The following is a 24,267-nucleotide window of genomic DNA, read 5'->3' on the forward strand; positions in this document are numbered from 1 at the left end:
TTTGCCATGGGAGCCAACTGACATGGAGCGTCTGACACGCATTCTGGCCGCACTCACCCGCTGGGGGCTGGGCCTGTGCGCGTTGGTTCTGGTGTTGATGGCGTTATACGTCAGCCTCGGCCGCGAGCTGACCCCTCTGGTGGCGGAATACCGCGCCGACATCGAAGACAAGGCCAGCGCCGCCCTCGGCATGCCCTTGCAGATCGGTGAGCTGGAAGGCAACTGGAGCGGTTTCGCGCCGATCCTGCTGGCCCACGACGTGATGGTCGGCGACGGTGCCAACGCTCTGCGCCTCGACCGCGTGCGGGTGGTGCCGGATATGTGGGGCAGCGTGCTCGCCCGCGAAGTGCGCCTCGCGCATATCGAACTCAACGGTTTGAAGATCAGCCTCAAGGAAGCCGAAGACGGTACCTGGGCGCTGGAAGGGCTGCCGGTGCAGAAGGATCAGCCGTTCGATCCGGCACAATTGTTCCAGCGCTCGCAGATGATCAGGCAACTGTCGGTGCTCGATAGCCAGGTGACCCTGCAACCGCTCGACCACCCGCCCATGACGCTCACCTATGTCGGTCTGAATCTGCGCACCGGCGCCAGCCGCCAGCGTGTCGACGCGCGTCTGACCTTGCCCGACGGCCAGCCTGTGGCGCTGAGCCTGCGCAGCCAGTTGCGTCCTGATCAGTGGCAGAACAGCGTCATCGAGGGTTATGCCAGCCTGCCGCAAAGCGACTGGTCGAAATGGCTGCCCGAGCGCCTGACCCAGCAATGGAATTTTACCGAGATCAAGGCCGGCGGTGAACTCTGGGGCGATTGGGCCGAAGGCGCGTTGCAAAGCGCCGCGTTGCGCCTGAATGCGCCGCAAGTGACCGGTGCCTACGCCGAGCGCAAGCCGATCCAGATCAACAATCTGGCGCTCAACGCCTATTACCGCAACACCGCCGAGGGCGCAAAGGTCACTCTTGATTCACTGGCGATGAGCTTCGGCGACACCCGTTGGGAATCCCATGTGCAGGTGCAGCAGACTCGCGCCAGCGCCAACGCTGAAGAGCTCTGGCATTTGCAGGCCGATCGCCTCGATCTGACCCCGATCACGCCGCTGCTCAATGCGTTGGGGCCGTTGCCGCAAAGCTTCGCCACTGTGGTCGAGCGTTTGAAGGTAACCGGCGGCCTGCGTAATGTGCTGCTGGACTTCCGCCCGACCGCCACCGACGGCAACAAATTCGGCTTTGCCGCCAACCTCGACAACGTCGGTTTCGATGCCTACCACGGCGCTCCGGCGGCGCGAAATGTCAGCGGCAGCCTCAGCGGCAATCTGGACGGCGGTGAGTTGCGCCTCGACAGCAAGGACTTCGTCCTGCACCTCGATCCGATTTTCGCCAAGCCATGGCAATACCTGCAGGCCAATGCGCGGCTGACCTGGAAGCTCGACAAGGACGGCTTCACCCTGATTGCGCCGTACCTGAAGGTGCTGGGCGAGGAGGGCAAGATTGCCGGCGACTTCCTTATCCGCCTGCACTTCGACCATAGCCAGGAAGACTACATGGACCTGCGCGTCGGCCTGGTCGATGGCGACGGTCGCTATACCGCGAAATACCTGCCGGCGGTGTTGAGCCCGGCGCTTGATGAGTGGCTGCGCACGGCGATCCTCAAAGGCGCGGTGGATCAGGGTTTCTTCCAGTATCAGGGCTCGCTGAGCAAGAATGCCGGCGAGGCTGATCGCAGCATCAGCCTGTTCTTCAAAGTGCATGACGCCGAACTGGCCTTTCAGCCGGGCTGGCCGCACGTGAGCAAGGTCAGCGGTGACGTGTTCATCGAGGACAGCGGCGTGCGCATCTGGGCCAGCAAGGGCCAGTTGCTCGATACGCAAGTCAGCGATGTCTTCGTCAATATTCCTCACGTACCGGCCGGACAGAACAGCCATCTGTTGCTCGATGGCGCGTTTGCCGGTGGCCTGGGCGATGGTTTGAAGATTCTTCAGGACGCGCCGATCGGCACCGGCGAAACCTTTGCCGGTTGGGAGGGCGCCGGTGATCTGAATGGCAAGCTCAAACTGGACATTCCGCTGGCCAAGGGCGAGCAACCGAAAATCCTCGTCGATTTCAAAACTGCCAACGCGCGGCTGAAACTGGCCGAACCGAAACTGGAACTGAGCCAGCTCAAGGGCGATTTCCGCTTCGACAGCAATAAAGGCCTCAGCGGCCAGAACATTTCTGCGCGGGCGTTCGACAAACCGGTCACTGCGCAGATATTCGCGGATGGCAGCCCCAACCAGATCAAGACCCGGGTTGCGGCGTCGGGGCAGGTCGAAGTGAAAAAGCTCACCGACTGGCTGGGCGTGACCCAGCCGCTGCCGGTGTCCGGGACGATTCCTTATCAGTTGCAGCTGAATCTTTCCGGGGCCGACAGCCAGTTGCTGGTCAGCTCCAGCCTCAAAGGCGTGGCAGTGGATCTGCCGGCGCCGTTCGGCATGGCCGCCGATGTCGGACGTGACACGGTATTCCGCATGACCTTGCAAGGCCAGGAGCGGCGGTACTGGGTCAATTACGATCAACTGGCCAATTTCACCTTTGCCGCGCCGCCGAGCAATTTCGCCGATGGCCGTGGCGAACTGTTTCTCGGCGCTGGCGAAGCGGTGTTGCCGGGCGCCAAGGGTCTGCGCATTCGTGGGGTGCTGTCAGAGCTGGACGTCGCGCCGTGGCAGGATCTGGCCAACAAATACGCCGGCGGGGATCCCGGCGGCAGCGCCAAGCAACTGCTCAGCAGCGCTGACATCAAGGTCGGCAAATTGACCGCGCTCGGCACCACACTGGATCAGGCCTCGGTGCAGATCAATCGCAAGCCTGGCGCATGGAATCTCGCTCTCGATAGTCAGCAGGCCAAGGGCACGGCCAGCCTGCCGGACGCCAAAGGCGTGCCGATTGCGGTGAATCTTCAGTACGTGAAACTGCCGGCGCCGGACCCGGCGGTGCAGGCTGACGAGAACGCGCCGGATCCACTGGCGTCGGTCGATCCGACGAAAATTCCGGCGCTGGATATCACCCTCAATCAATTGTTCCTCGGCCCCGATCTGGTCGGTGGCTGGTCGCTGAAAGTGCGGCCGACCGCCAAGGGCATCGCCCTGAACAACCTCGACATGGGCCTCAAGGGCATCCTGCTGCAAGGCAACGGCGGCTGGGAAGGCGCGCCGGGGGCGACCAGCAGTTGGTACAAGGGCCGCATTGGCGGCAAGAATCTGGCCGACGTGCTCAAAGGCTGGGGCTTCGCGCCTAGCGTGACCAGCGAAGAATTCCATATGGACGTCGATGGACGTTGGCCGGGCTCGCCGGCGTGGTTGGCGACCAAGCGCTTCTCCGGCACCCTCGACGCCTCGCTGAACAAGGGCCAGTTCGTTGAAGTGGAAGGTGGTGCTCAGGCGCTGCGGGTGTTCGGCCTGCTCAACTTCAACTCGATCGGCCGGCGTCTGCGTCTGGACTTCTCCGACCTGTTCGGCAAAGGCCTGAGCTACGACCGGGTCAAAGGTTTGCTGGTGGCGACCAACGGTGTCTACGTTACCCGCGAGCCGATTCGCCTGACCGGGCCTTCGAGCAATCTTGAGCTGGACGGCACGCTGGATCTAGTCGGTGACAAGGTCGATGCGAAATTGCTGGTGACCTTGCCGGTGACCAACAACCTGCCGATCGCCGCGCTGCTTGTTGGCGCACCGGCGGTCGGCGGCGCGCTGTTCCTCATCGACAAGCTGATCGGCGACCGCGTGGCGCGCTTCGCCAGCGTCAAGTACACCGTCAAAGGCCCATGGAAAGAGCCGAAAATCACCTTCGACAAGCCTTTTTGAGCGGCCCGGCCTTGAAGCGATGGAGTAGCATGGCCAAATACCTCTATGGGAGTTCGCCATGTCTTTAGCGGTGATTCAAATGGTCAGCCAGAGCGACGTGCTGGCCAATCTGGCCCAGGCCCGACGCCTGCTTGAACAGGCAGCCGCCAGCGGGGCGAAACTCGCGGTGCTGCCGGAAAACTTCGCCGCCATGGGCCGTCGTGACGTCGCCGATATCGGCCGCGCCGAGGCCTTGGGCGAAGGGCCGATCCTGCCCTGGTTGAAACAGACGGCCCGCGACCTCACCTTATGGATAGTCGCCGGTACATTGCCGTTGCCACCGTTGGGTCAACCCACGGCCAAAGCCAATTCCTGCTCGTTGTTGATCAATGAATACGGCGAGGTCGTCGCGCGCTATGACAAGCTGCATCTGTTCGATGTCGATGTCGCCGACAATCGCGGCCAATACCGTGAATCCGATGACTATGCTTATGGCGGTAATGTTGTGGTGGCGGATACGCCGGTGGGGCGCGTCGGTCTGAGCGTGTGTTACGACTTGCGTTTCCCGGAGCTGTACAGTGAATTGCGTGCCGCCGGTGCCGAGTTGATTACCGCACCGTCGGCCTTTACGGCCGTAACCGGCGCCGCGCATTGGGATGTACTGATCCGCGCGCGGGCCATCGAAACACAGTGTTATATCCTCGCGGCCGCACAGGGCGGCAGTCATCCGGGGCCACGCGAGACCTTCGGGCATGCGGCGATTGTCGACCCGTGGGGGCGTGTGCTGGCCCAGCAGGAACAAGGCGAGGCGGTGTTGCTGGCCGCCCGCGACAGTGATGAACAAGCGTCCATCCGGGCGCGCATGCCGGTGACGCGTCATCGGCGGTTTTTCTCGCAGGGCGCCCAGCGGCCTGCTTCAGAACACGAATTTAAGGCGTAAACCTATGAGCGAGTTGTTGTCCTCAGTCAGTGATCACCTGTTGGCACCCGGCGGTGTCACGATCGAGAGCCTGCAAGGCGTGCTCGGCGATCTGGCCGGGCCGGGCATCGATGCCGCCGACCTGTATTTCCAGGGCCAGATTTCCGAGTCATGGGCGCTGGAAGACGGCATCGTCAAGGAAGGCAGCTTCAACCTCGATCAGGGTGTCGGCGTGCGCGCGCAGTCCGGGGAGAAGACCGGTTTTGCCTACAGCAACGCGATCACCCTCGAGGCCCTAGGTGCAGCAGCCCGCGCCGCGCGTTCGATCTCCCGCGCCGGGCAGAACGGCACCGTGCAGGCATTCACCAGCCAGGATGTCGCGCAACTGTACGCGCCCGATAACCCGCTGGAAGTGCTCAGCCGCGCGGAAAAAGTCGAGTTGCTCAAACGCATCGACGTCGCCACCCGCGCACTCGACCCACGGATTCAGCAGGTCAGCGTGAGCATGGCCGGGGTCTGGGAGCGAATCCTTGTCGCGTCCACCGATGGCGGTCTGGCCGCTGATGTGCGACCGCTGGTGCGCTTCAACGTTAGCGTCATCGTTGAACAGAATGGCCGTCGCGAACGTGGCGGACATGGCGGCGGCGGGCGTACCGATTACCGCTACTTCCTCGCCGAAGACCGCGCCATGGGTTATGCCCGCGAAGCGCTGCGCCAGGCGCTGGTGAATCTGGAAGCGATTCCGGCGCCGGCCGGTACCTTGCCGGTGGTGCTGGGTTCCGGCTGGTCCGGGGTGCTGTTGCACGAAGCGGTCGGTCACGGTCTGGAAGGCGACTTCAACCGCAAGGGCAGCTCGGCCTACAGCGGGCGCATGGGTGAAATGGTTGCCTCCAAGCTTTGCACCATCGTCGATGACGGCACCTTGAGCGGCCGTCGCGGTTCGCTGAGCGTCGATGACGAAGGCACCCCGACCGAGTGCACCACGCTGATCGAAAACGGCGTACTCAAGGGCTACATGCAAGACAAGCTCAACGCGCGGCTGATGGGCGTGGCGCGCACCGGTAACGGTCGCCGCGAATCCTATGCGCACCTGCCGATGCCACGCATGACCAACACCTACATGCTCGGTGGCGAAAGCGATCCGGCAGAAATCATCGCCTCGGTGAAGAAGGGCATTTACTGCGCCAACCTCGGTGGCGGTCAGGTCGATATCACCAGCGGCAAGTTCGTGTTCTCCACCAGCGAGGCTTATCTGATCGAGGACGGCAAAATTACTGCCCCGGTCAAAGGCGCGACGTTGATCGGCAACGGTCCCGAGGCGATGAGCCGGGTGTCGATGGTCGGTAACGATCTGGCGCTGGACAGCGGTGTGGGTACGTGCGGCAAGGATGGGCAGTCGGTGCCGGTGGGTGTCGGCCAGCCAACGCTGAAAATCGATGCGATTACCGTGGGTGGCACGGGCGCATAAGAGAGGCGGGGCTTTCGGGTGGCGCGCAGGACGGCCACCCGGTGGCGATTATCAACGCAGGCCGCGTTGAGTCTCGTCCAGCTCCCGAATGTATTTGAAGATCTTGCGGCTCGAAGCAGGTGGTTTGTTTTGCGCAACCTCATGCTGGGCCTGACGGATCAGGGAACGCAATTGCTGGCGATCGGCGTCCGGGTACTCGATGACGAATTTCTCCAGCACGGCGTCATCGCCCGCGATCAGGCGGTCACGCCAGCGTTCCAGATTATGGAAACGCTCGTTGTACTGGCGAGTGGAGGCATCGAGTTGATCGAGCAGAGTCAGAATCGCATCAGTGTCCTGGTCGCGCATCAGTTTGCCGATGAACTGCAAATGCCGTTTACGCGCGATGTTCGCGGTGTGCTTGGGCGCATCGGCCAATGCCCGGCGCAAAGCGTCGGTCAACGGCAGTTTGGCGACCAGATCAGGCTTGAGTGTGGTCAGGCGCTCGCCGAGGTCAACCAGCGCATGCAACTCGCGTTTGACCTGAGATTTGCTTTTTTCTCCCGTATCGAGGGAGTCGTCGTAAGAATCAACCATGGTGGCAGTCCGCAAAGAAACGCCGCCATGATAACCAGTCGGGGGCCGCTTGTCCGGCCCGGTCGCTCGATGACCCCAGCCGAAAGCAGAATTTGAGTGGAGATGAGCATGAGTGCAGTTCAAAGCGTCGGCCCGCAGGCATTGCCGGCACTGCAAGAACAGGTCGAGCAGATCATCGCCGAAGCCAAGCGCCAGGGCGCCAGCGCCTGTGAAGTCGCGGTGTCGCTGGAGCAAGGCCTGTCGACTTCGGTGCGTCAGCGCGAGGTCGAAACCGTTGAATTCAATCGTGATCAGGGATTTGGCATCACCCTGTACGTCGGCCAGCGCAAAGGCTCGGCCAGCACCTCGGCCACCGGGCCGGAGGCGATTCGTGAAACCGTCGCTGCAGCACTGGCCATCGCCAAGCACACTTCCGAAGATGAAGCCTCGGGCCTCGCCGACGCCGCACTGATGGCCAGGGATGTGCAGGATTTCGACCTGTTCCACGAATGGGACATCACCCCGGAGCAGGCCATCGAGAAGGCTTTGCTCTGCGAGGCCGCGGCGTTCGATGCCGATGCGCGGATCAAGAACGCCGACGGCACCACCCTCAGCACCCATCAGGGCTGCCGGGTTTACGGCAACAGCCACGGTTTCATCGGCGGCTACGCGTCGACCCGGCACAGCCTGAGTTGCGTGATGATCGCTGAAGCCGACGGCCAGATGCAGCGCGATTACTGGTATGACGTCAATCGCCAGGGCAGTCTGCTCGCCGATCCGGTGAGCATCGGCCAGCGTGCCGCGCAACGGGCGGCGAGCCGTCTGGGCGCGCGGCCGGTGCCGACATGCGAGGTGCCGGTACTGTTTTCCGCCGAACTGGCGGGTGGTCTGTTCGGCAGTTTCCTCTCGGCCGTGTCGGGCGGCAGCCTGTATCGCAAATCTTCGTTTCTCGAAGGCACCCTCGGGCAAAAGCTGTTCCCGGAATGGCTGACCATTGATGAGCGCCCGCATCTGATGCGTGCCATGGGCAGTGCTTCCTACGACGGTGATGGCCTGGCGACTTACGCGAAACCGTTCGTCGAGAAGGGCGAGTTGGTCTCGTACATCCTCGGCACCTATTCCGGGCGCAAACTGGGCATGCCGAGCACCGCTAACGCGGGCGGGGTGCACAACCTGTTCGTCACCCATGGCGACGAGGATCAGGCAGCGCTGTTGAAGCGCATGGGCCGAGGACTGCTGGTCACCGAATTGATGGGCCACGGCCTGAACATGGTCACCGGCGACTATTCGCGCGGTGCGGCGGGCTTCTGGGTGGAAAACGGCGAGATCCAGTTCGCTGTGCAGGAAGTGACCATCGCCGGCAACATGCGCGACATGTTCAAGCAGATTGTCGCGGTGGGTAATGATCTGGAGCTGCGCAGCAACATCCGCACCGGCTCGGTGTTGATCGAGCGGATGACTGTCGCCGGCAGCTAAGCCGCGAATCCGCCAACAAAAAAAGGCGCGCCATCCGTTCTGGATGGCGCGCCTTTTTTATTCGCTTCGCACAAATCCCCTGTGGGAGCGAGCCTGCTCGCGAAAGCGATGGATCAGTTGTAAATGTGCTGACTGACACAGCGCATTCGCAAGCAGGCTCGCTCCCACAAGTGAGCAGCGCAAACTCGAGTGCTTGTGTTGGTTCTCATTATCATCTAATAATAAATCTCATCTCCGAACGAGTCCCGGATCATGAGTTCTGCCTTGCACGAGCAGCCCTACCTCGAAAGCTGGCGCTGGATGAGCCGCCAGATCCGTTGCGCGCTGGATCCTGACGAACCGCGCCTGATCGAACACTACCTCGCCGAAGGACGCTATCTGTCCTGTTGCACAGCCACTTCGCCCTGGACCGTCGCCGAAACGTCTTTCCGCCTGCTGCTCGATACCGCCACCGACATCGCGTTGCCGTGGCACTGGCGCAGCGTCTGTCTCGATCAAGCCTGGCGTCCCTTGCGTGAAATGGAGCGCCTGTCGCTATGCCAATGCCGTTTGCGGCGCTGGCAACGCTACACCTGGCAGCTCGCCACTTGCGAGTTGCAACCGTCGATTCCTCTCATTGATTTGCTGCAAGGACATTCGCATGACCAAGACACGTATTGAGCGCGACAGCATGGGCGAACTGCAGGTGCCGGTCGATGCGCTCTATGGCGCGCAGACCCAGCGCGCCGTGGACAACTTCCCGATCAGCGGCAAGCCGATGCCGACGCAGTTCATCCGCGCGCTGATCCTCGCCAAAGCCGCCGCTGCCCGGGCCAACGTTGAGCTGAACCAGATCAGCGCGGCCCAGGGCAAAGCCATCAGTGATGCCGCGCAAGGTCTGCTCGAAGGCGATTTCATGCAGCATTTCCCGGTGGATATCTTCCAGACCGGTTCCGGCACCAGCTCGAACATGAACGCCAACGAAGTGATCGCGACGCTGGCCAGTCGCATGCTCGGCGAGCCGGTCAACGCCAACGATCATGTCAACTGCGGGCAAAGCAGCAACGACATCATCCCGACCACCATCCACGTCAGCGCCGCGCTGGCGCTGCATGAACAACTGCTGCCGGCGCTGTTGCATCTGGTCCAGGTGATCGAGCGCAAGGCCGAGCAAGTGCATCACCATGTGAAGACCGGGCGCACCCACCTGATGGACGCGATGCCGGTGCGCATGAGCCAGGTGCTCAACGGTTGGGCGCAGCAGCTCAAGGCCAATATCGGCCATCTGCAGGATTTGCTGCCAAGCCTGCAAGCGCTGGCGCAGGGCGGCACCGCGGTCGGTACCGGGATCAATGCGCATCCGGAGTTCGCCGCGCGATTCAGTCGGCATCTGAGCCAACTGACCGACGTGCAGTTCACCCCGGGCAAGGATCTGTTCGCGCTGATCGGCTCGCAGGACACGGCGGTCTCTGTCTCCGGCCAGCTCAAAGCTACTGCGGTGTCGCTGATGAAAATCGCCAACGACCTGCGCTGGATGAACTCAGGTCCCCTGGCCGGCCTCGGCGAAATTGAACTGCAAGCGCTGCAACCGGGTTCATCGATCATGCCCGGCAAGGTCAACCCGGTGATCCCGGAAGCCACTGCGATGGTCGCTGCGCAAGTGATCGGCAACGACTCGGTGATCACCGTGGCCGGCCAATCCGGCAATTTCGAACTGAACGTGATGCTGCCGATCATCGCGCACAACCTGCTGAGCAGCATCGAACTGCTGGCCAATTCCAGTCGCCTGCTCGGTGACAAGGCAATCGCTACTTTCAAGGTCAACGAATCGCGCTTGCAAGAAGCGTTGTCGCGCAATCCGATTCTGGTCACCGCACTCAACCCCATCATCGGTTACCAGAAAGCCGCCGAAATCGCCAAGCAGGCCTACAAGGAAGGCCGCGCGGTGATCGACGTCGCCCTGGAACACACCGACCTGTCGCGCAGCCAACTGGAAGAGTTGCTCAACCCCGAGAAACTCACCGCCGGCGGCGTGTAAACCCCGCAACCGCTTTGGAGGTTCACCATGGAGCACTGGAAACGCACGATCGAACGGGCCAATCGCTGCTTCATGCTGGGCGAACTGATCGACGCCCGTGAGGCTTACCTGCAAGCCCTGGCCCTGGCGCAAGTGTTGTTCGAACGCTGGGCGGATGCCGACGAAGCGGTGGCGGCCTGCGTCGTCTCTCATCACAACCTCGCCGACCTGCATTTGCGCCTGAACCAACCGGAGGAGAGCGCCGAATACCTGTGCGCTATCCATCAACGTTTGTTGCAGACCATGCAGGACGAACGCCTGCGTCCGGCCCTGCGTGAGGCGGCGTTGCGCCAGAGCAGCAAGACCTACGTCGAACTGTTGAATTTCATCAGCGAGCACGGCGAGTACCCGCGCACCCAGCGCCTGCTGCATCCGGACACCGGCAATGCCCGCCGCGCCTCAAATCCCCATCAGTATGGAGTCCACTGAAATGGCTTTTACCTTGCCTGCCTTGCCTTATGCCTACGATGCCCTTGAGCCGCACATCGATGCGCAGACCATGGAAATCCATTACACCAAGCATCACCAGACCTACATCAACAACCTCAACGCCGCCGTGGAAGGCACCGAATTCGCCGAGTGGCCGGTGGAGAAACTCGTCGCCAGCGTCCAGCAACTGCCGGAAAAACTTCGCGCGGCGGTGATCAATCAGGGCGGCGGCCACGCCAACCATTCGCTGTTCTGGGAAGTGATGGTGCCCAACGGTGGCGGCAAGCCCAACGGCGCTCTGGCCAAGGCCATCGACGAGCAACTGGGCGGACTCGACAGTTTCAAGGAAGCCTTCACCAAGGCCGCGCTGACCCGTTTCGGCAGCGGTTGGGCCTGGCTCAGCGTGACACCGGAGAAAAAACTGGTCGTGGAAAGCAGCGGCAATCAGGACAGCCCGCTGATGACCGGCAACACACCAATCCTTGGTCTCGACGTCTGGGAACACGCCTACTACCTGCGTTACCAGAACCGTCGCCCGGAATACATCAACGCGTTCTACAACGTGATCAAATGGCCGGAAGTTGCTGCGCGCTATCAGGCCGCACTGGTTTAAGCCTTCAATAAAAACAATCCAGGGCTGACTATGGGCACGGAAACACTGGCGATTGGCAGCGGTCGCATGTTTCGTTACGCGGTGGGCTCGCTGTTGCTGTTGGCGGGTATGACTTTGCTGGTCGCCCACGGTTTGCAGTGGCTGAATCTGGAACCGCGGCTGTTGCGCGCCTTGCAGGGCGGTGCCATCTGCGCCTTGGGCACGGCGCTTGGCGCAGTGCCGGTGCTGGTGATCCGGCGCATGCCGCAGGCACTCAGCGATACCTTGCTGGGATTTGGTGCCGGGGTGATGCTGGCGGCGACGGCGTTTTCACTGATCGTGCCGGGCATTGCTGCGGCGGAGAGTCTTGGTCTGACGCCGTGGGCCGCCAGTAGCCTGATCTGCTTCGGCATCCTGCTCGGCGCGTTCGGTCTGTATCTGGTGGATCGGCGCGTTTCCGGTGCCTCGCCGCAGATGCTCGTCGGCACGCTGGAGCATCCGGTGATTCCGCCACGAATCTGGCTGTTCGTGTTCGCCATCATCGCGCACAACATTCCAGAAGGCATGGCGGTTGGCGTATCTGCCGGCGGCGGGATGGCGGACGCCGACAGTCTGGCGATGGGCATTGCGTTGCAGGATGTGCCGGAAGGGCTGGTGATTGCGTTGGTGCTGGCCGGGGCGGGGATGTCACGGTTCAGGGCGTTTCTCATCGGCGCGGCGTCTGGGCTGGTCGAACCGGTATTTGCACTGGTATGCGCGTGGCTGGTGAGTCTGGCTCAAGTGCTGTTGCCGCTGGGACTGGCGTTGGCGGCCGGGGCGATGTTGCTGGTGGTGACCCACGAAGTGATTCCGGAATCGCGTCGTCATGGGCATGACAAGCTGGCCAGTCTGGGCCTGTTGGTCGGGTTTTGTTTGATGATGGTGATAGATACGGCGTTGGGGTGAATGGAGGCGAGGAACAGTGTCCCCGCCTCGCGGATTATTCACCTTCGTCGAAATACCTTTCGATCAGATCGACCAATGCGTCCATGGCTTCCTGAGCCTGTTCGCCTTCGGTGCTCAAATGGATTTTGGTGCCTTTGCCCGCCGCGAGCATCATCATTGCCATGATGCTCTTGCCGTCGACAGTCGTTTCAGGTGTGCGTCCCACTCGGATCGTGCAGTCTGGATACTGACCCGCCACGCCGACAAATTTGGCCGATGCCCGGGCATGCAGACCCAGTTTATTGATGATTTCGATTTCACGAGCAGGCATCGCGGTGTGGATCCTTTAGGTGAGGTCGCGGTGGCGAACCTGGACGTTCTTCAGGGTTTTCTGCAGGGCCTGACCCAAACGTTCGGTCAGGTAGACGGAGCGGTGGTGCCCGCCGGTGCAGCCGATGGCAATGGTCACGTAGGCGCGGTTGCTGGCGGCAAAACGTGGCAGCCACTTGTTCAGGTAGGCGTAGATGTCCTGATACATTTCTTCGACATCCGGCTGCTGCGCCAGATACTCGGCCACAGGGGCATCGAGGCCGGACTGAGCGCGCAGCTCGGGTTTCCAGTACGGATTGGGCAGGCAGCGCACATCGAAGACCAGATCGGCATCGACCGGCATGCCGCGCTTGAAGCCAAATGATTCAACCAGAAACGCCGTGCCGGGCTCAGGCTGATTCAACAGACGCAACTTCAGGGTATCGCGCAGTTGATACAGATTCAGGCTGGTGGTGTTGATTTTCAGGTCAGCCAGATCGGCGATCGGGCCGAGCAGGGCGGTTTCATCGTGAATCGCCTCGGCCAGCGAGCGATTGGCGTTGCTCAGCGGGTGACGACGACGGGTCTCGGAAAAACGCTTGAGCAGGGTTTCTTCATCGGCGTCCAGGTACAGCACATCGCACTTGATATGCTTGGCACGCACGTCTTCGAGCAATTCGGGAAAGCGTGACAGATGGCTGGGCAGGTTGCGTGCATCGATCGACACGGCGACCAGCGGCTGCGCCAGTTCCGTGTGAATCAGCGCCCGCTCGGCCAGTTCCGGCAGCAAACCGGCCGGCAGATTGTCGATGCAGTAGTAGCCGTTGTCCTCAAGGACATTCAGGGCGGTACTTTTACCCGAGCCCGAACGGCCACTGACAATGATCAAACGCATGATTAGTGCCCGTTCTGCTCGTCCAGTACAACCTGGTACAAGGCTTCGTTGCTCGCGGCGCTGCGCAGTTTTTCACGAACTTCCTTGCGGTCGAGCATGCTGGCGATCTGGCGCAACAACTCCAGATGCGCGTCGGTTGCGGCTTCCGGGACCAGCAGCACGAACAACAGGTCCACCGGAGCGCCGTCGATGGCGTCGAAATCGATTGGGGCTTCAAGATGCAGCAGGGCACTGACTGGTGCCGTGCAGCCCTTGAGGCGGCAGTGGGGAATGGCGATGCCGTTGCCAAAACCGGTGGAACCGAGTTTTTCACGGGCGATCAGCGCCTCGAAGACATCCTGCATCGCCAGATCCGGCACTTCGCGGTGGATCAGGTTGGCAATCTGTTCGAGGGCTTTTTTCTTGCTGCCGCCCGGCGCGTTCACTTGGGAACGGCCGGGGGTCAGGATGGTTTCAAGTCGGATCATGGGATAGGGGTGTTAACGACCGGTCGCGCCCTGGAGGAGGCTCTGGGTCTTTTCCTTATGCTTTTTGAGTTGGCGATCCAGCTTGTCGGTAAGTGAGTCGATCGCAGCGTACATGTCGGTATCTTCTGCGTTGGCAACTACTTCTCCGCCGGGTATATGCAGTGTGGCTTCGATCTTCTGCTGCAGTTTTTCGACGCACATCGTGACTTGCACGTTAGTGATTTTGTCGAAATGCCTCTCCAATCGGTCGAGTTTTTCCTCGATGTAGGAACGCAGAGGTTCGGTCACTTCCAGTTGGTGTCCACTGATGTTGACTTGCATACAGCTTCTCCTTCGTTGCCAGTGCATAAAGCGGCAGGCCGAAAAGCCTGCCACTGGAACGCTGTAACGTGGCTTACATCAACCGCTTGCGTTCGCTCGAAGGCGCGATTCCGAGGGATTCGCGGTACTTGGCGACGGTGCGGCGAGCCACCTGAATGCCTTGTGCCTCCAGTAAACCAGCGATCTTGCTGTCACTCAACGGCTTTTTCTGATTTTCCGCGGCGACCAGTTTTTTGATGATCGCGCGGATCGCCGTGGACGAGCATTCGCCGCCTTCGGAGGTGCTGACGTGGCTGGAGAAAAAGTATTTCAGCTCATAAATACCGCGCGGGGTATGCATGAATTTCTGCGTGGTCACCCGGGAAATCGTCGATTCGTGCATGCCGACCGCTTCGGCGATGTCATGCAATACCAATGGCTTCATCGCTTCGTCGCCGTATTCGAGGAAACCGCGCTGATGTTCGACGATCTGCGTGGCCACTTTCATCAGGGTTTCGTTGCGGCTCTGCAGGCTCTTGATGAACCAGCGGGCTTCCTGCAACTGGTTGCGCATGAAAGTGTTGTCGGCGCTGGTGTCGGCACGCTTCACAAAACCGGCGTATTGGGCGTTGACACGCAGGCGTGGCACCGATTCCTGGTTCAGCTCGACCAGCCAGCGCTCGTTGTCCTTGCGCACGATCACATCGGGAATGACGTATTCGGCTTCGGTCGACTCGATCTGCGAGCCCGGACGCGGATTGAGGCTCTGCACCAGTTCGATGACCTGGCGCAGCTCGTCTTCCTTGAGCTTCATGCGGCGCATCAACTGGCTGTAATCGCGACTGCCGAGCAGGTCGATGTAATCGGCGACCAGACGCTTGGCCTCGGTCAGCCACGGCGTCTTCGCGGGCAGCTGGCGCAGTTGCAGGAGCAGGCATTCGCTGAGATTACGGGCGCCGATCCCGGCGGGCTCGAATTGCTGGATGCGATGCAGGACGGCTTCGATCTCGTCGAGCTCGATGTCCAGTTCAGGATCGAACGCTTCAAGAATTTCTTCGAGGGTTTCGTCCAGATAGCCCTGATTGTTGATGCAGTCGATCAGGGTCACGGCGATCAGGCGATCGGTGTCGGACATCGGCGCCAGGTTCAGTTGCCAGAGCAGATGGCTCTGCAGGCTCTCGCCGGCGGACGTGCGGGTGGTGAAATCCCACTCATCGTCATCGCTGCTGGGCAGGCTGCTGGCGCTGGTCTGGTAGACGTCTTCCCAAGCGGTATCCACCGGCAGTTCGTTGGGGATGCGCTCGTTCCACTCGCCATCCTCGAGGTTGTCCACCGTCGGGGCGGTTTCCTGGTAGGAGGGTTCCTGGATTTCGGCGGGCTTCTGTTCGGCGTTGTCGGCCAGAGGATCGGCGTTGTCGAAGTCGTCGCCTTCTTCCTGGCGTTCGAGCATCGGATTGGATTCCAGAGCCTCCTGGATCTCCTGTTGCAGGTCCAGGGTCGACAATTGGAGCAGGCGGATGGCCTGTTGCAGCTGCGGTGTCATCGTCAGCTGCTGGCCCATTCTCAAGACTAGCGATGGTTTCATGGCAGGGGCTTAACACCTTATTCGCCGGCGCTTTGCGCCATCCACTACAGGGCGCCGAAGCGCCAAACTTAAGCAAATTATATGCCTGAAACTGAAGTGTTTGCCTAGAGCGCTGTAACAATTAAAGCGGATAAATGCGCCTTGAATCGATACAGCGCTGTCGCGCTTACAGGCGGAACTCGTGACCCAGATACACTTCCTTGACCAGATCGTTGGCCAGGATGGTCTCGGCATCACCTTCGGCGATCAGTTGACCGTCGTTGACGATGTAAGCGGTTTCGCAGATATCCAGGGTCTCACGCACGTTGTGGTCGGTGATCAGCACGCCGATGCCCTTGGCCTTGAGGTGGTGAATGATCTGCTTGATGTCGCCGACCGAGATCGGGTCGACACCGGCGAACGGTTCGTCGAGCAGGATGAATTTCGGCGCAGTGGCCAGGGCACGAGCGATTTCCACCCGGCGGCGCTCACCACCGGACAGGCTCATGCCGAGGTTGTCGCGGATGTGGCTGATGTGGAATTCCTGCAGCAGGCTTTCCAGCTCCTTGCGCCGACCGGCCTTGTCGAGTTCAGGGCGAGTCTCGAGGATCGCCATGATGTTGTCGGCGACTGACAGTTTGCGGAAGATCGACGCTTCTTGCGGCAGATAGCCGATACCGGCCTTGGCGCGGCCGTGCATCGGCTGGTGGCTGACGTCCAGATCATCGATCAGCACACGGCCCTGATCCGCCTGCACCAGGCCAACGATCATGTAGAAGCACGTGGTCTTGCCGGCGCCGTTCGGGCCGAGCAAGCCGACGATCTGCCCGCTGTCGATCGACAGGCTGACGTCACGCACGACCTGGCGGCTTTTATAGGCCTTGGCCAGGTGCTGAGCTTTCAGAGTTGCCATTACTGGGATTTCTCTTCGGTTTTCTTCTTCGGCTGGATCACCATGTCGATGCGCGGGCGCGATTCGGTGACCTTGCTGCCCGTGGCGCGACCGGCGCTGGCCAGTTTCTTCACGGTGTCGTAGACGATTTTTTCGCCCTGGGTGACGTTGTTATCCTTGTCGATAACCTTGGCCTTGTCGATCAGCACCACCCGATTCTGCTGGGCGTGGTATTGAATCGTCACGCCGTAGCCCTTGACCGGGTTGGCGTCGCCCTGGGTCTGCAACTGCTCGAAATAGGCCAGGTTGCCGACCGAGGTCACCACATCGATGTCGCCATTGGGCGCGCGCGTCATGGTCACGGTGTTGCCTTTAACGATCATCGAGCCTTGGGTAATGATCACGTCACCTTTATAGGTGGCAATGCCATTCTTGTCGTCCAGTTGGGCGTCGTCGGCCTGAATGCGGATAGGCTGCTGCTGATCGTTCGGCAGGGACCAGGCGCTCGCGCTTCCCAGTGCTGCGCCCAGACTGAGCAAAATAGGGAGGGTTTTAACGAGCCTCATACTGTCCTCTTACGTTCGATTGCAGGTGTATCCTGCTGTCCTTCAGGTACGCTTTCATTCCGACGCCAGTCGATACACCGCCAGCGCCCTCGATTCTAACGGGTTGCGCAGTCTGCGCATATTCCTGCTGCGGGAACACGGTCATGCGGGTGCTGGTGATCAGGGTGCCGCGCTGTTTCTCGTCGGTGCGCTGTACGCGTACCGAGTCGATCAATTCCACTTCGGTACCGCCGGAATTCACTTCGCCGCGCTCACTGGTCACGTGCCACGGGAAGTCGGTGCCGCGATACATGTTCAAGTCAGGCTTGGTTACCAGAGTGACATCGGTAGCCTTGACGTGCTCGGCCTTGTCGGAGGTCATCTCGTACTGCACCTTGCCGTCGGGCAGGTACTGAATGGTGTGCGTGTTGGTCGCGTACCAGTCGATCGGATTCTCGGCAGCCGAAACCGGTGGCTTGTCGAGGAAGCGTTCCGGGCTGATGTTCCAATAGCCGACCGCAGCGAAAATCGCCGCGATGCAGCCGAACAGCAGGAAGTTGCGAAACTTTTTGCTAAACATGGTCAGGCTCACAGGTACGCGGCGTTGGCCGCTTCGAGGCGGCCCTGGGCGCGCAGGATCAATTCGCAGAATTCACGGGCGGCACCTTCGCCGCCACGGGCGCGGGTAACGCCGTGGGCGTGTTCGCGGACGAAATCGGCAGCGTTGGCCACCGCCATGCCCAGCCCAACACGGCGGATCACCGGCAAGTCTGGCAGATCGTCACCGAGATAGGCGACTTCTTCATAGCTTAGGCCCAGTTGCGCGAGCAGACCGTCGAGTACCACCAGTTTGTCCTCGCGCCCCTGAAACAGATGCGGGATGCCGAGGTTCTTCGCGCGGCGCTCGACCACCGGGGTCTTGCGACCACTGATGATCGCCGTCTGCACGCCGGCATTCATCAGCATCTTGATGCCTTGGCCGTCGAGGGTGTTGAAGGTCTTGAACTCGCTGCCGTCTTCGAGGAAGTACAGGCGGCCGTCGGTGAGCACACCGTCGACGTCGAATACTGCCAGTTTGATCGCTTTGCCGCGTTGCAGCAGATCGTTGCTCATTACATGACTCCTGCGCGCAGCAGATCGGAGAGGTTGAAGGCGCCGATCGGGCGATCCTCCTCGTCGACGACTACCAGGGCGTTGATTCGATGGTCTTCCATGATTTTCAGGGCTTCGGCGGCGAGCATGTCGGGCCGGGCGGTCTTGCCGTGTGTAGTCATCACCTGGTCGATGGTGGCGCTGCGGATGTCGATGGCGCGATCCAGGGTGCGGCGCAAATCACCGTCAGTGAAGATCCCGGCGAGCTTGCCATCGGCTTCAATAATAGCGGTCATGCCCAGACCTTTACGAGTCATCTCCATCAGCGCGTCCTTGAGCAGGGTACCGCGTTGTACCTGCGGCAGCTCCTGCCCGGCGTGCATGACGTTTTCGACTTTCAGCAGCAGGCGACGGCCAAGGGCGCCACCCGGATGCGAAAAGGCAAAATCTTCAGCGGTGAAACCACGCGCTTCCAGCAAGGCCACGGCCAGAGCGTCGCCCATGACCAGCGCGGCCGTGGTCGAAGAGGTCGGCGCCAGATTCAGCGGGCAGGCTTCGTGCTCGACATGCACATTGAGATTGACCTCCGCAGCCTTCGCCAGTGGCGACTGTGGATTGCCGGTGACGCTGATCAGCTGGATACCCAAGCGTTTGATCAACGGCAGCAGAGTCACGATTTCATTGGTCGAACCAGAGTTCGACAGGGCCAGGATCACGTCGTCGCGGGTGATCATGCCCATGTCGCCATGGCTGGCTTCGGCCGGATGCACGAAAAACGCCGGGGTGCCGGTGCTGGCCAGGGTGGCGGCGATCTTGTTGCCGATATGCCCGGATTTACCCATGCCGACCACGACCACGCGGCCCTTGCTGGCCAGAATCATCTCGCAAGCGCGTACGAAATCGGCGTCGATATGGGCCATCAAGCCTTGGACGGCTTCCACTTCGAGGCGGATGGTGCGTTGTGCCGATTGAATCAGGTCGCGGGTTTTGCTCATGTCAGAATCGTATGGGCCGATGAAAAGGCGGCGATTATAGCGGTTATGTGGCAAAGCCTCACGCAAGTTCGACGTGCTTTGTCATTACTGGTTACCAAAACCCTCTGAAACTCGCTCGGGCCCTCTTCAGTCGGCGATCTTGGCCGGGTTCTCGCTTGGGCGCTCAGCCTTTGCAGTGATATAGTTCGCCGCCAGTTCGGCCTGCCCGGGATGCAGGTGTTTCCGAGGAAAGTCTGGCATCCCAGTGAGAGGCTGCATCGCAAGGAGTTTAGATGAGTGCCGATAACGCCTACGCGGTCGAGCTGAAGGGAGTCTCCTTCAAGCGCGGTGCGCGGAGCATTTTCAATAACGTCGATATCCGCATCCCGCGCGGCAAGGTCACCGGCATCATGGGGCCTTCCGGCTGCGGCAAGACCACGCTGCTGCGCCTGATGGGCGCGCAGTTGCGGCCGTCCGGCGGCGAAGTCTGGGTCAACGGGCAGAACCTGCCGACGCTGTCGCGCAGCGATCTGTTCGATGCGCGCAAGCACATGGGCGTGCTGTTTCAGAGCGGTGCGCTGTTTACCGATCTCGATGTGTTCGAGAACGTGGCCTTTCCGCTGCGGGTGCACACGCAACTGCCGGAAGACATGATTCGCGACATCGTCCTGCTGAAATTACAGGCCGTGGGGCTGCGTGGCGCCATCGAGCTGATGCCGGACGAACTGTCCGGCGGCATGAAGCGCCGTGTAGCATTGGCCCGGGCGATTGCCCTCGACCCGCAGATTCTCATGTACGACGAGCCCTTCGTGGGCCAGGACCCGATCGCCATGGGCGTGTTGGTGCGCCTGATCCGCCTGCTCAACGATGCTCTGGGCATCACCAGCATCGTGGTTTCGCACGATCTGGCGGAAACCGCGAGCATTGCCGACTACATCTATGTAGTGGGCGATGGTCAGGTGCTGGGTCAAGGCACACCGGATGAGCTGATGAATTCCGATGATCCGCGTATCCGCCAGTTCATGACCGGTGATCCCGATGGCCCGGTGCCGTATCACTTTCCAGCGACGGATTACCGCGCAGATCTTCTGGGGAAGCGTTGATGCGCAGAATTTCATTGATGGAACGCCTGCGTCGGTTCGGCGAATCGGCGATCGACGCGGTTGCAGTGTTTGGTCGAGCGACCCTGTTCCTGTTTCACGCCCTGCTGGGCCGTGGCGGTATCAGCGGTGGTTTCGGCCTGCTGGTCAAGCAGCTGCATTCGGTCGGCGTCATGTCGCTGGTGATCATCGTGGTCTCCGGCATTTTCATCGGCATGGTCCTGGCGTTGCAGGGCTTCAGCATTCTTTCCAGCTATGGTTCAGAGCAGGCAGTGGGGCAGATGGTCGCCCTGACGCTGCTGCGTGAACTGGGGCCGGTGGTCACCGCCTTGCTGTTTGCCGGGCGCGCCGGTTCGGCGTTGACCGCCGAGATCGGCAACATGAAATCCACCGAGCAGTTGTCCAGCCTGGAAATGATCGGTGTCGATCCGCTCAAGTACATCATTGCCCCGCGCCTGTGGGCCGGCTTCATTTCCCTGCCGGTGCTGGCGATGATCTTCAGCGTCGTCGGCATCTGGGGCGGTTCGTGGGTGGCAGTCGACTGGCTGGGCGTTTATGAAGGCTCGTACTGGGCGAACATGCAGAACAGCGTGAACTTCACCAGTGACGTGCTCAATGGCGTGATCAAAAGTGTCGTTTTCGCCTTTGTGGTGACCTGGATCGCCGTATTCCAAGGCTATGACTGTGAGCCCACTTCCGAGGGGATCAGTCGTGCCACCACCAAGACCGTGGTGTTTGCCTCGCTGGCAGTGCTCGGCCTGGACTTTATTCTGACCGCTTTGATGTTTGGAGATTTCTGATGCAAAACCGCACCCTGGAAATCGGTGTCGGCCTGTTCCTGCTGGCAGGGATCCTGGCTTTGCTGCTGCTCGCCTTGCGCGTCAGCGGCCTGTCTCCGACTTCGTCCAACGACACTTACAAGTTGTATGCGTATTTCGACAATATCGCCGGTCTGACGGTCAGAGCCAAAGTGACTATGGCCGGTGTGACCATCGGCAAGGTCACCGCTATCGATCTGGATCGCGACAGCTTCACCGGTCGGGTCACGCTGCAAGTGGATAAAAAGGTCGACAACCTGCCGGTCGATTCCACAGCGTCTATCCTGACCGCGGGTCTGCTGGGCGAGAAATACATCGGTATCAGCGTCGGCGGTGAAGACACCCAGTTGAAAGACGGTGGAACCATCCACGACACGCAGTCGTCACTGGTACTGGAAGACCTGATCGGTAAATTCCTGCTCAATACCGTTAGCAAAGACGCCAAATGAGGAGCTTTTGAATGATCTCTATCTTGCGACGTGGCCTGTTGGTGTTGCTCGCGGCCCTGCCGTTGATGGCTAACGCTGCACCGGGGCAATCGGCTCATGACCTGATTCAGGACACCACGAACCGGATGCTTGCCGATTTGCAGGCGAACAAAGAGAAGTACAAGCAGGATCCGCAGGATTTCTATGCGGCGCTGAACAACATTGTCGGTCCGGTGGTGGATGCCGAGGGCATCTCCAAAAGCATCATGACCGTGAAGTATTCGCGCAAGGCCACGCCTGAGCAGATGCAGCGCTTTCAGGAAAACTTCAAGCGCGGTCTGTTCCAGTTCTACGGCAACGCTCTGCTGGAATACAACAACCAGGGCATCACGGTTGACCCGGCCAAAGACGAATCGGGCGAGCGCACCAGTGTCAACATGACCGTCAAGGGCAGCAACGGCGCGATCTATCCGGTGCAGTACACGCTTGAGAAGATCAGCGGCGAGTGGAAACTGCGCAACGTGATCATCAATGGCATCAACATCGGCAAGCTGTTCCGTGACCAGTTCGCCGACGCCATGCAACGCAATGGCAACGATCTGGACAAGACCATCGATGGCTGGGCCGGTGAAGTCGCCAAGGCAAAGGAAGAAACCGACAAAGCCGCCGGGAATCCAGCGCAATGAGTGAGGCGGCAGTTCGCATGAGTGATGTCGACGAACTGGTGCTCAGTGGCGTGCTGGATTACCGCACCGGGCCCGACCTGCGCAAGGAAGGGCAGGCGCTGATCAAGTCGAGCAAGGCGTCCGCGCTGGTCATCGATTGTTCGGCGGTGCAGAAGTCCAGCAGCGTCGGCCTGTCGTTGCTGCTGTGCTTCATGCGTGATGCGCAGGCGGCCGGCAAGGCCGTCAGCATTCGTGCGATGCCTGACGACATGCGTGAAATCGCTCAGGTCAGTGAATTGACCGAGTTGTTGGCGCAACCCTGAACCATCATCTATAAAGAAGCCCCCCGTCAGAGTCCTGCGTTGCGGGGTTCGCAGGCGCGGGGCTTTTTTGTATGATGTCCGACCCGTGCGCACAGGGCGCCGATTGAGGTTGAGCATGCAGGCCGTAGAAGTGAAGAGCTTCCTTGAAGGAAAGCTGCCAGGAACGCTGGTAGAAGTTGAAGGCGAAGGCTGCAACTTCCAGCTGAACGTGATCAGCGATGAACTGGCGGCGTTGAGCCCGGTGAAGCGTCAGCAGCAGGTCTATGCCCATTTGAACCCATGGATCACCGATGGCAGCATCCATGCGGTCACTATGAAATTTTTCAGCCGCGCGGCCTGGGCCGAGCGCACCTGAGCCCTAGGGCGTCGAGATACTAATGGATAAATTGATTATTACCGGTGGCGCTCGTCTTGATGGCGAGATCCGCATTTCCGGCGCGAAGAACTCCGCCCTGCCGATTCTGGCCGCGACCTTGCTGTGCGATGGCCCGGTCACCGTTGGCAACCTGCCGCACCTGCACGACATCACCACCATGATCGAGCTGTTCGGGCGCATGGGCATTGAGCCGGTGATCGACGAGAAGCTCAGCGTCGAAATCGACCCGCGCACCATCAAGACCCTGATCGCCCCGTACGAACTGGTGAAAACCATGCGTGCGTCGATCCTGGTACTGGGCCCGATGGTCGCGCGTTTCGGTGAAGCCGAAGTCGCACTGCCTGGTGGTTGCGCCATCGGTTCGCGTCCGGTCGACCTGCACATCCGCGGTCTGGAAGCCATGGGCGCGGTCATCGACGTCGAAGGCGGCTACATCAAGGCCAAGGCGCCTGAAGGCGGCCTGCGCGGCGCGCACTTCTTCTTCGACACCGTCAGTGTGACCGGTACCGAAAACATCATGATGGCCGCTGCACTGGCCAAGGGCCGCAGCGTGTTGCAGAACGCCGCGCGCGAGCCTGAAGTAGTCGACCTGGCGAACTTCCTCAATGCCATGGGCGCCAAGGTTTCCGGCGCCGGCACCGACACCATCACCATCGATGGCGTCGAGCGCCTGGGTTCGGCTTTCTACAAAGTCATGCCTGACCGTATCGAAACCGGCACCTACCTGGTCGCTGCTGCCGTGACCGGTGGCCGCGTCAAGGTCAAGGACACCGATCCGACCATCCTCGAAGCGGTACTGGAAAAGCTGCGTGAGGCCGGTGCGGAAATCACCTGCGGTGAAGACTGGATCGAGCTGAACATGCACGGCAAGCGCCCGAAAGCGGTCAACGTGCGCACCGCGCCGTACCCGGCGTTCCCGACCGACATGCAGGCCCAGTTCATCTCGCTCAACGCCATTGCCGAAGGCACGGGTGCGGTGATCGAGACGATCTTCGAAAACCGTTTCATGCACGTGTACGAGCTGCACCGCATGGGCGCGCACATCCAGGTTGAAGGCAACACCGCGATCGTCACCGGTATCGAGAAGCTCAAGGGCGCGCCAGTCATGGCCACCGACCTGCGCGCATCGGCCAGTCTGGTGATCTCGGCGCTGGTTGCCGAAGGCGACACGCTGATCGACCGCATCTACCACATCGACCGTGGTTACGAGTGCATCGAAGAAAAACTGCAAATGCTGGGTGCCAAGATCCGCCGCGTTCCGGGCTGATCGCTGCATCGGGACACAGGGACGTGTC

The 24,267-nt window shown here is 60.8% G+C and carries 27 protein-coding genes; 16 read left to right on the forward strand and 11 right to left on the reverse strand.

From position 1 onward, the window contains the following. Nucleotides 1-22: 22 nt before the first annotated feature. Genes J5M66_RS13330 through tldD form a run of 3 tightly spaced genes read left to right on the forward strand, consistent with a single transcriptional unit; the run spans nucleotide 23 to nucleotide 6,192 of the window. On the forward strand, nucleotides 23-3,826 hold the full coding sequence (locus tag J5M66_RS13330; RefSeq protein WP_207808508.1) for a YhdP family protein: 3,804 nt from the start codon (nucleotides 23-25) through the stop codon (nucleotides 3,824-3,826). A 58-nt stretch (nucleotides 3,827-3,884) separates the two neighbouring features. Beyond that, nucleotides 3,885-4,745, forward strand: a complete 861-nt coding sequence (locus J5M66_RS13335) for a carbon-nitrogen hydrolase family protein (protein ID WP_207808506.1) — start codon at nucleotides 3,885-3,887, stop codon at nucleotides 4,743-4,745. A 4-nt stretch (nucleotides 4,746-4,749) separates the two neighbouring features. Continuing rightward, a complete protein-coding gene (tldD, locus tag J5M66_RS13340) occupies nucleotides 4,750-6,192 on the forward strand; it encodes a metalloprotease TldD (protein WP_016771693.1) in 1,443 nt (480 codons plus the stop codon). 51 nt (nucleotides 6,193-6,243) lie between these two features. On the opposite strand, the gene yjgA is transcribed toward tldD, so the two are convergent. Continuing rightward, on the reverse strand, nucleotides 6,244-6,768 hold the full coding sequence (gene yjgA / locus J5M66_RS13345) for a ribosome biogenesis factor YjgA (protein ID WP_016771692.1): 525 nt from the start codon (nucleotides 6,766-6,768) through the stop codon (nucleotides 6,244-6,246). A gap of 102 nt (nucleotides 6,769-6,870) precedes the next feature. Between yjgA and pmbA the strand changes: the two genes are divergently transcribed. The 6 genes from pmbA (at nucleotide 6,871) to J5M66_RS13375 (ending at nucleotide 12,245) form a co-directional block, all read left to right on the forward strand. Beyond that, nucleotides 6,871-8,223 (forward strand): metalloprotease PmbA, encoded by a 1,353-nt coding sequence (gene pmbA / locus J5M66_RS13350; protein WP_172834015.1) that lies wholly within the window; start codon nucleotides 6,871-6,873, stop codon nucleotides 8,221-8,223. A 252-nt stretch (nucleotides 8,224-8,475) separates the two neighbouring features. Further along, a complete protein-coding gene (locus tag J5M66_RS13355) occupies nucleotides 8,476-8,883 on the forward strand; it encodes a hypothetical protein (RefSeq protein WP_016771690.1) in 408 nt (135 codons plus the stop codon). Further along, a complete protein-coding gene (locus tag J5M66_RS13360; protein ID WP_016771689.1) occupies nucleotides 8,864-10,240 on the forward strand; it encodes a class II fumarate hydratase in 1,377 nt (458 codons plus the stop codon). Before J5M66_RS13355 ends, J5M66_RS13360 begins: the two co-directional genes overlap by 20 nt. Nucleotides 10,241-10,267: 27 nt before the next feature. Beyond that, complete coding sequence (locus J5M66_RS13365) at nucleotides 10,268-10,708, forward strand: hypothetical protein (protein WP_016771688.1); 441 nt, start codon at nucleotides 10,268-10,270, stop codon at nucleotides 10,706-10,708. Between the two features lies 1 nt (nucleotide 10,709). Then, nucleotides 10,710-11,321: a superoxide dismutase gene (locus J5M66_RS13370; RefSeq protein WP_207808504.1), complete on the forward strand. Its 612-nt coding sequence runs from the start codon at nucleotides 10,710-10,712 to the stop codon at nucleotides 11,319-11,321. Between the two features lie 30 nt (nucleotides 11,322-11,351). Continuing rightward, nucleotides 11,352-12,245 (forward strand): ZIP family metal transporter, encoded by an 894-nt coding sequence (locus J5M66_RS13375; protein WP_207808503.1) that lies wholly within the window; start codon nucleotides 11,352-11,354, stop codon nucleotides 12,243-12,245. Nucleotides 12,246-12,279: 34 nt separating this feature from the next. On the opposite strand, the gene J5M66_RS13380 is transcribed toward J5M66_RS13375, so the two are convergent. From J5M66_RS13380 to J5M66_RS13425, 10 genes are all read right to left on the reverse strand, one after another. Beyond that, nucleotides 12,280-12,555, reverse strand: a complete 276-nt coding sequence (locus J5M66_RS13380; RefSeq protein ID WP_016771685.1) for an HPr family phosphocarrier protein — start codon at nucleotides 12,553-12,555, stop codon at nucleotides 12,280-12,282. Between the two features lie 15 nt (nucleotides 12,556-12,570). Then, the gene (rapZ, locus tag J5M66_RS13385) at nucleotides 12,571-13,428 is read right to left on the reverse strand and encodes an RNase adapter RapZ (RefSeq protein WP_016771684.1); all 858 of its coding nucleotides are present in this window, start codon (nucleotides 13,426-13,428) and stop codon (nucleotides 12,571-12,573) included. 2 nt (nucleotides 13,429-13,430) lie between these two features. After that, on the reverse strand, nucleotides 13,431-13,895 hold the full coding sequence (gene ptsN, locus J5M66_RS13390) for a PTS IIA-like nitrogen regulatory protein PtsN (protein ID WP_039759380.1): 465 nt from the start codon (nucleotides 13,893-13,895) through the stop codon (nucleotides 13,431-13,433). Nucleotides 13,896-13,907: 12 nt separating this feature from the next. Next, entirely contained in the window at nucleotides 13,908-14,216 is a 309-nt protein-coding gene (gene raiA / locus J5M66_RS13395) for a ribosome-associated translation inhibitor RaiA (RefSeq protein ID WP_122699932.1), read from the reverse strand. A gap of 73 nt (nucleotides 14,217-14,289) precedes the next feature. Beyond that, entirely contained in the window at nucleotides 14,290-15,780 is a 1,491-nt protein-coding gene (locus J5M66_RS13400; protein WP_016771682.1) for an RNA polymerase factor sigma-54, read from the reverse strand. Nucleotides 15,781-15,946: 166 nt separating this feature from the next. Beyond that, entirely contained in the window at nucleotides 15,947-16,672 is a 726-nt protein-coding gene (gene lptB / locus J5M66_RS13405; RefSeq protein ID WP_024011621.1) for an LPS export ABC transporter ATP-binding protein, read from the reverse strand. Continuing rightward, the gene (gene lptA / locus J5M66_RS13410) at nucleotides 16,672-17,217 is read right to left on the reverse strand and encodes a lipopolysaccharide transport periplasmic protein LptA (RefSeq protein ID WP_016771679.1); all 546 of its coding nucleotides are present in this window, start codon (nucleotides 17,215-17,217) and stop codon (nucleotides 16,672-16,674) included. The genes lptB and lptA overlap by 1 nt, the downstream gene beginning before the upstream one ends. Then, nucleotides 17,204-17,776, reverse strand: a complete 573-nt coding sequence (gene lptC / locus J5M66_RS13415; RefSeq protein ID WP_024011622.1) for an LPS export ABC transporter periplasmic protein LptC — start codon at nucleotides 17,774-17,776, stop codon at nucleotides 17,204-17,206. Before lptC ends, lptA begins: the two co-directional genes overlap by 14 nt. 8 nt (nucleotides 17,777-17,784) lie before the next feature. Beyond that, nucleotides 17,785-18,309, reverse strand: coding sequence for an HAD family hydrolase (locus J5M66_RS13420; RefSeq protein WP_016771677.1), 525 nt, complete (start codon nucleotides 18,307-18,309; stop codon nucleotides 17,785-17,787). After that, nucleotides 18,309-19,283 (reverse strand): KpsF/GutQ family sugar-phosphate isomerase, encoded by a 975-nt coding sequence (locus J5M66_RS13425; protein ID WP_207808501.1) that lies wholly within the window; start codon nucleotides 19,281-19,283, stop codon nucleotides 18,309-18,311. The genes J5M66_RS13420 and J5M66_RS13425 overlap by 1 nt, the downstream gene beginning before the upstream one ends. Before the next feature lie 272 nt (nucleotides 19,284-19,555). On the opposite strand from J5M66_RS13425, the gene J5M66_RS13430 reads away from it, so the two are divergent. The 7 genes from J5M66_RS13430 to murA all read left to right on the forward strand — a co-directional run bounded on the left by J5M66_RS13430 (nucleotide 19,556) and on the right by murA (nucleotide 24,239). Further along, the gene (locus tag J5M66_RS13430; RefSeq protein WP_076565862.1) at nucleotides 19,556-20,365 is read left to right on the forward strand and encodes an ATP-binding cassette domain-containing protein; all 810 of its coding nucleotides are present in this window, start codon (nucleotides 19,556-19,558) and stop codon (nucleotides 20,363-20,365) included. Further along, nucleotides 20,365-21,162: a lipid asymmetry maintenance ABC transporter permease subunit MlaE gene (gene mlaE, locus J5M66_RS13435; RefSeq protein WP_073473777.1), complete on the forward strand. Its 798-nt coding sequence runs from the start codon at nucleotides 20,365-20,367 to the stop codon at nucleotides 21,160-21,162. The genes J5M66_RS13430 and mlaE overlap by 1 nt, the downstream gene beginning before the upstream one ends. After that, nucleotides 21,162-21,629 (forward strand): outer membrane lipid asymmetry maintenance protein MlaD, encoded by a 468-nt coding sequence (gene mlaD / locus J5M66_RS13440; protein WP_207808499.1) that lies wholly within the window; start codon nucleotides 21,162-21,164, stop codon nucleotides 21,627-21,629. The genes mlaE and mlaD overlap by 1 nt, the downstream gene beginning before the upstream one ends. A gap of 11 nt (nucleotides 21,630-21,640) precedes the next feature. Continuing rightward, nucleotides 21,641-22,294 (forward strand): ABC transporter substrate-binding protein, encoded by a 654-nt coding sequence (locus J5M66_RS13445; protein ID WP_073473774.1) that lies wholly within the window; start codon nucleotides 21,641-21,643, stop codon nucleotides 22,292-22,294. After that, nucleotides 22,291-22,596 carry an STAS domain-containing protein gene (locus J5M66_RS13450; RefSeq protein ID WP_016771671.1) on the forward strand — a complete coding sequence of 102 codons (306 nt, stop codon included), beginning with the start codon at nucleotides 22,291-22,293 and terminating at the stop codon, nucleotides 22,594-22,596. Before J5M66_RS13445 ends, J5M66_RS13450 begins: the two co-directional genes overlap by 4 nt. A 115-nt stretch (nucleotides 22,597-22,711) precedes the next feature. Beyond that, nucleotides 22,712-22,951: a BolA family protein gene (locus tag J5M66_RS13455; protein WP_016771670.1), complete on the forward strand. Its 240-nt coding sequence runs from the start codon at nucleotides 22,712-22,714 to the stop codon at nucleotides 22,949-22,951. Nucleotides 22,952-22,973: 22 nt separating this feature from the next. After that, the gene (gene murA, locus J5M66_RS13460) at nucleotides 22,974-24,239 is read left to right on the forward strand and encodes a UDP-N-acetylglucosamine 1-carboxyvinyltransferase (protein ID WP_016771669.1); all 1,266 of its coding nucleotides are present in this window, start codon (nucleotides 22,974-22,976) and stop codon (nucleotides 24,237-24,239) included. Nucleotides 24,240-24,267: the final 28 nt, after the last annotated feature.

The sequence above is a fragment of the Pseudomonas sp. 67(2021) genome, from assembly GCF_017491835.1.
In the GTDB taxonomy this organism is placed as follows: domain Bacteria; phylum Pseudomonadota; class Gammaproteobacteria; order Pseudomonadales; family Pseudomonadaceae; genus Aquipseudomonas; species Aquipseudomonas atacamensis.